At 60.6% G+C, this 5,995-nt stretch carries 8 protein-coding genes; 1 reads left to right on the forward strand and 7 read right to left on the reverse strand.

All coding sequences use genetic code 11. From position 1 onward, the window contains the following. The 7 genes from BN1130_RS17660 to BN1130_RS17690 form a co-directional block, all read right to left on the reverse strand. Positions 1-289, reverse strand: a 289-nt coding sequence (locus BN1130_RS17660) for a phage protein (protein WP_042043611.1), incomplete at its 3' end; no start/stop codon positions are given. A 3-nt stretch (positions 290-292) separates the two neighbouring features. After that, positions 293-1,414 (reverse strand): DUF2586 domain-containing protein, encoded by a 1,122-nt coding sequence (locus tag BN1130_RS17665; protein ID WP_042043612.1) that lies wholly within the window; start codon positions 1,412-1,414, stop codon positions 293-295. 12 nt (positions 1,415-1,426) lie between these two features. Beyond that, positions 1,427-1,954 carry a phage tail protein gene (locus BN1130_RS17670; RefSeq protein ID WP_042043613.1) on the reverse strand — a complete coding sequence of 176 codons (528 nt, stop codon included), beginning with the start codon at positions 1,952-1,954 and terminating at the stop codon, positions 1,427-1,429. Continuing rightward, positions 1,951-2,412 carry a head completion/stabilization protein gene (locus BN1130_RS17675; protein ID WP_042043614.1) on the reverse strand — a complete coding sequence of 154 codons (462 nt, stop codon included), beginning with the start codon at positions 2,410-2,412 and terminating at the stop codon, positions 1,951-1,953. The genes BN1130_RS17670 and BN1130_RS17675 overlap by 4 nt, the downstream gene beginning before the upstream one ends. Positions 2,413-2,532: 120 nt before the next feature. Next, positions 2,533-3,258: a phage terminase small subunit gene (locus BN1130_RS17680; RefSeq protein WP_042043615.1), complete on the reverse strand. Its 726-nt coding sequence runs from the start codon at positions 3,256-3,258 to the stop codon at positions 2,533-2,535. A gap of 2 nt (positions 3,259-3,260) precedes the next feature. After that, on the reverse strand, positions 3,261-4,337 hold the full coding sequence (locus tag BN1130_RS17685; RefSeq protein ID WP_042043616.1) for a phage major capsid protein, P2 family: 1,077 nt from the start codon (positions 4,335-4,337) through the stop codon (positions 3,261-3,263). Positions 4,338-4,347: 10 nt separating this feature from the next. After that, entirely contained in the window at positions 4,348-5,256 is a 909-nt protein-coding gene (locus tag BN1130_RS17690; protein ID WP_084218249.1) for a GPO family capsid scaffolding protein, read from the reverse strand. A 179-nt stretch (positions 5,257-5,435) separates the two neighbouring features. Between BN1130_RS17690 and BN1130_RS17695 the strand changes: the two genes are divergently transcribed. Next, positions 5,436-5,995: terminase gpP N-terminus-related DNA-binding protein (locus BN1130_RS17695; protein WP_442316544.1), on the forward strand; the 560-nt coding region annotated here is incomplete at its 3' end.

Raw genomic sequence — 5,995 nt, forward strand, 5'->3', positions numbered from 1 at the left:
CTACCTTGATTTCATCGCCGCCGGTGTTGGCGTAGAACAGCACATCGTCCGGCTCCATCCCGCGCCAACTGCCTGCTCGTTTGGCAGCCCCGATCAGCAGTTTGAAGTTCTTGGTGTCGAGCTCAAATTCACACTCGGCGGTCACGTCGCCATCCACATAGCCATCAGGAATGCCTCGGGTTTGGGCAACGGCGCTGTTGTCGGTGATGGAGAGGCTGGCTTTCTCGACGTGCACCATGGCACCCATCAGGGTGGTGTCGAAGTTGATACCGGAAAAGCGTTTTGTCATGGGTTAGCCCTCCTCGTTGAGGCTCAAATCGAGCATGATGTTGACGGTGATGCCTTTGGGACAGTCCACGGTGCGCACCACCACGAACACGGACACCAAGTTTTTGGCAGTCCATGCGATGGTGATATCGCCCTCTTTGGGAGAGGCGATGTCGCCCGGGAACAGCTGACCGTTGATGGTGGTGGCGCGGGCCATCTCGCGCAGGTCTTTGCCAAAGTAGGTGATGGCGGCGGCGGTGCTGCCGGGGCTTGAGTTGAAGGAGCGATCCCCGATGCGGGCAATGGCGCGAATGCGCATCCGGCGCGCCACCTTGTAGGCCACCCGCAGGTTTTCGATCACCTGGTAGTCGCCCCCCTCGGCATCGAGCTGGCGCCCATCGGCCCAATAGAAACCGTCGTAATCCGGGTACCACATCGGCACCGAGTAACGGTTCGCTTCCAGGGTCTGCAGGGTGGCCAGCGGCAGCTCGGTACCCTCCTTGTCCAGTGGCTTGCTGCCCACACCCACCAGGGCACCGGTTTTGACCCGGCAAGGGGAATCCGCAATGCTCACCGCCCGGTTGCACAGCCGTCCGGCATAGACACCCAGGAGGGTTGGCCAGAGCATGGGCACCAGCGCGATCGCGTCGGCTTTGATGCCATCTTGCAAGGTGGCCAGCCGCGCTTCGTATTCGCTCCAGCTTTCCCCTTCGTCCGGGTCTTTATTGATGCCGGGTACCCCGAGCAGGATGAACTGCCAGCGTCCCCACTTGGCGATCAGCTCCTGATTGAGCGCCTGGGCGGCGGTGATGAGGTCGCCATTCACGATCTGACCCAGCACCACCATCCCCTCAAAGGATTGGGTCTGCTGGGCAGCGCGGGCTGCCTCTATCCAGTCCATGTCGGTCGGCAAGACAAAGGCGGCGGCGCTCCAGTTCTGACCGGCGTTGTCCCGGGCGGCCAGCAGGTTGGTTTTCAGTTCGCTATCACCTTGACCCAATAACTGGTCAAAGTCGGACTGGGCATTGACGGAAAGCAGCTGGCCGGTGTTGCTGGCGGCGCTACCGATGAACAGCAGGTGGCGCTCAACCTCGCTGACCGGCCCCTGCAGCTGATTCAAGTTGTTGATCTGTACATAAGGCCACATGGCGCGGACTCCTTAGGCTTTGAGTGATGGGTGAACGCTATGGGTGCTATTAGCCACCGTGAGGCTGATGTGTTCGGCCACCCAGAGTTCAAAGGGGGCGACCGTCCAGGTCTTGCCGAGCCAACGCACTGGCCCATCAGGGTCTTGGGTGATGCGCAGCGGCTCAGAAAACTGCACCTCCAACTCGATATCTGCGCTGTGCTCATCGTTGGGCACCACGGTATAAGTGGGCTCGGGCAGCTCGAAGCGCTCGCGGTAACTGTCGTGCTCTTGTATCCAGCTGGCGGCCACGGCCAGCAAGGTCTCGGTTCGGCATTCGCGAAAGGGCAAGGATTCCAGGGAGAACACGGCGGTGTAGTTCAGCCAGGCCAAGTCCATGCCGGTGATGCCCATGTCTTTGGGCTCCAGGCGAAGGGTGCCCCCCTCCATCCAGCTATCGAGGTTGCGGGCACAGCGTGGGGGCAGTACGCGCACCAGTTCGCTGTGCAGACCTGACAGGAAATACCCCTGGGCGTGCAGGGCGTCGCTGGTCTCGCTCATATCATCGAGACGCCGACGCGGTGCTTGCCCTTGATGCTGCGCACCAGTTGCTGGCTTTCACTGAGCAACTGTTCGCGCAGGTCGGGGGCGCGTTCGGCCAGGTCTTTACGGGCATCGCGCTCGGTGACGGTGGCAAACTCGGGCAGCAGCATGGCTTTGGCCCGAGCGAAGACGGCGGCCAGATAGGTTTCCGTCAGGGCGTTATTGCCGCCTTGGAGCCGGGGGCCGGGCACCTCTTGCGCCCGGGTGTAACCGTTGGCCAACAAGCTGACCTGGTGTTTGGCCAACTGCAGGTTTATTTCTGAGACAGCTGCCAGCAAGGCCGCACTGATGGCATCTGCATCCATGTCGGCAGGCAGGGCGCGCCGACGCTCGAAGTCGCCACATACCACATCGGGCCAAAAGCCGTCATTGGTGATGGTCTGCTCGCTGTACTGGATGCTTTTGCCTGAAATCATGTGCAACCCTTTTTCAAATGGGGCGCCCCTGGGGCCACGGGATTGAGCACACGGCGAGCGGTTAGGCTGCTGGCTCATCCCCGCCGGGGCGCGGTGGCGTGGGAGTCGTTTTGCCGGTGGTTATTCCGGATTGAGTGCCCGCAGGCGCATGGCGATTTTGTGGCGCAGGGTGCCAACCCCAATTTTGCTGTGGGTCTTCTCAGCCAGTGCCAGCCAGCCGTCGGCTTGCTCCAGAGTGGCGCTATCGGCCAAGGCGCTGGGGCGGGCAACCCCGTCCTTATCCCGCAGCAACAGGCAACCGGCGAGCTTGTACCACTTGGCCGTGGCTTGCTCGTTCAAGCGCCAGGTGCCACGTACCTTGTCAAAGACTCGGGAGAACCAGGGTTCAACCCCATGGCCCAGCGCGGCTTGCTCTTCGGCCCAGCACAGCACGGTGTCGGCGGTAAAATGCGCCCAGTCGCGTTTGATGTTGCCCGGGGTGCGCTGGCTCTGCGCAATGGCAAGCTCAGCCCAGGTAATGGCGGTGTCCAGATCGCCGATATCAAACGCCCAGATGATCAGGCGCTGGAACAGCTCGTTCTGATACACAGTGCCAAGTGCCGCCAGTGCCAAGTACTTGTCCACGTAGGGGCGATATTTGGGGAACAGTTCATCCCGTTTCATCGCCACTTTGTCACTCATCCGAGCCAGGGCTTTGAGGCGCTTCATGTCCTGCTCCAGGGCAATCAGCTGCAGGTGCAAGCTGTTGGCCACAAGGCCGGTGGCGTGTCCAGTGGTGGCGGCTTTCGCCACCCCCTGTGTGGCCAAGACCTGCTGCTTGTGACGCATCCCAGGAGAGAGGGCCATGGTTATACCTCCGGTGCTGGCTCGGACAGCGGTGCATCCGGTTCAACGGGACGCGCACCAATCACCACATCGGCCTCTTCCAGGCTGCCAAAGGCTTCATAGTCGCCGATGGCGTAGCCTTCCTGGCGCCAGTACTGGTTCTCAAAGCCCTTGGTGTCGTCGTTGTCGGCGGCCTTGCGCTTGCGGGTGTTGCGCTGGGTGTAGAGGTGCAAGTTGGCCAGGGTGGTAACCCACATCCCGTTTGCCGGGAAGTAAGGCGGAATGTAGGCGGGGCGACCGGCGATGGACTTGGCCAACTGCTGGGCGGCAATCTGCTCGGTGGGTTTGGTGGCTTCGCTGTAGAGCTTGGCCTGGGCCGCTGCTACCAAATCGGTACCGACCAACACCACCAGGCGGGGGTCGGTGCGATAGAGGGGATTGATGGTGGCGTTGATAAGATCAGAGGCCATTTCATCCAGGGTCTTGAAATCCCCCGCGCCGTCCGGGTCGAAATAGAGTTTGTCACCGACAGGTGCCTTGACCACCTGACTGCCGCCGTTCCATTCACGCGCCAGCTGCTGCCAGCCTTTGTTGACGTCTTCCCCCAGCGGGTATTTGACCGGATCGGAGTCATCAGCAATGTGGGTGCCGTTAAAGCCGACGCGCAGCATGTCGAGCGCAAAGGCCTGATTGGTGAACTCCGATACCAGTTGCACGAACTGGCCCGGGTTGCCAGCGTTCGCCCAGGTGCACAAAGTGCTCCAGTCCAGGCGGACACAGGAATCGGTCTCGGTCAGGCTGAATTTGTTGCCATCGACTCCCAGCTTGCGGCGGAAACGACCATCCATTTTGCGGCCGGTGTGCAGGGCACTGGCACCGACTTGCACCACTTGGCCGGTCAGCTGATCCACGTCCAGGCAGGTGATAAGCCCCAAGAAACTGGTGGATTCGAGGATGGCACTGCGCAGCACCATCTCCATGGGCTCACTAACCGAGAACTGCTTGGCCAGTGCGGTTTCCGATACACCAAATGCTTGGGCGAGCAGTGCGTTGTAATGGTTCAGGCACTTTTCAGCCTGCGGGGTTTTGGATTGACTCACGGGGCGCTCCTCAGCAAACGGTCGGTTGGGTGTCACTGCCGCCCAGCGCATCGGGGCGCTGGTTCGGGGCTTCGACCGAGAATTTTTCGATCTTGTCGTTCAGGGTTGCCAGCTGATCACCCAATCCCTTGAGGGTCTGTTCGAAGGCCGAGAATTGTTCAACCGTCGCTGGCGCGGGATCGACAACGGGGGCCGGTGCGGGATCGGCTGCAACCGTTTTGTTGTCAGCATTCAGGGCATCGACCTTGGCACCAAAGGTTTCAATCTGGCTGCCAAGGGCGGTAAACATCCCCGCAAGCGTGGTCATCTGGGCTTCGTTCATGTCGGTACTGTCCTCGGGTTGGGGGCTGCCAGTGGGGGCTGGTCTGGTGGGGGTGACGTGGCCGCCCAGGAAGTGAAATATCTGGTGCAAAAGCCCGACGCGATCGGCGGTCTCGGGCATGTCGGCGGGGAGTGAGAATGCAGACAGATCCAGCGCCTGGCTTTGCGCGACCACTGGGGAGGGGTGCTTGGCGGAAAACTTGAGCTTGGTGGTGCCGGTACTGGCGGGAATGTCCGTGACCCCTACGCCAAACAGGTAGGTTTTACCCTGACCGGTGAAGTTATCCAGCGGTTCAATGGAGCAGAATTTGTATTGGCCACGCTGGTTTTGATAGATGAGGTCACGGGTCGGGCAGAGGATGGCGAACAGGGTTTGCTTGCCATCTACCTTGTCGGCTTTGAGGGCCTGCACATAGCCCATGTTGTCACCCCACTTGGAGTGATCTGGCCATAGCTGGGCGCAATAGAACTCGGGATCGTAGGTCTCGGCCATGTCGGTTATCCACTTGGCCGAAATATCACGGCCATCAACGGACTGACCTTCTGTGGCGATGGCCACCCAGCCGGTGCGCAATGATGAGTCTGTTGGTGTTGGCACAGCGGCCCCCTGTAGCGTCGAATTGGCGTCAGGTTATCGGGAAGAAAGTAGGGGAGCACTCACAGGCGTTCGGGGGATTTCGGATAGCGGGGGGTATCCGAATTCATCCGAATGAAGGCACCGCAATGGGCGGGGGTGGCTCAGTATCATGGCCCCAGATGTAAGACTGGGGAGCCTCAATGGCCTATACAGAAGAGGTACGACACACTGCCCGGCGACTTTACTTGCGCCACTGGAGCGCGAGCGAGATCAAGGAGGAGCTGGGGCTCGGCAGTGTGCGCGTGGTGTACCTGTGGGCCGAGAAATACGGCTGGACTGAGTTGCTCAGTGATGAAGCGCTCGAAGATGCGATCACCCGCCGTTATCAGGCGTTGGCAGGCAAGAAAAAAAAGAACCATGCCGACCTGGCGGAAATGGACAGGCTGATCAGCCACCATGTCACCCTCAAAGAGCAAGCCGTTAAGCTGGCAGAGCGAGAGCAGGCGCTCAAAGCACGCCAAGCCAGTGAACCCCGGGACGCGCCGAGCGAGGGAAGCCGCAGCCGTGGGGAGGGCAAGCCGAAGAAGGGCGGCGGCAAGAAGGCCAAGAACTGGGTAAATGACCTGACACCCTCCGATTTTGAGGGATGGCTGGCATCCTTGTTCCCCCATCAGCTGTATGTACGGGACGTCAAGAATGACCCGGCTATGCCGCGCACCCGCAATATCCTCAAGTCCCGCCAGATAGGCATGACTTACTA

It is taken from the genome of Aeromonas rivuli, assembly GCF_000820045.1.
Classification (GTDB): Bacteria; Pseudomonadota; Gammaproteobacteria; order Enterobacterales; family Aeromonadaceae; genus Aeromonas; species Aeromonas rivuli.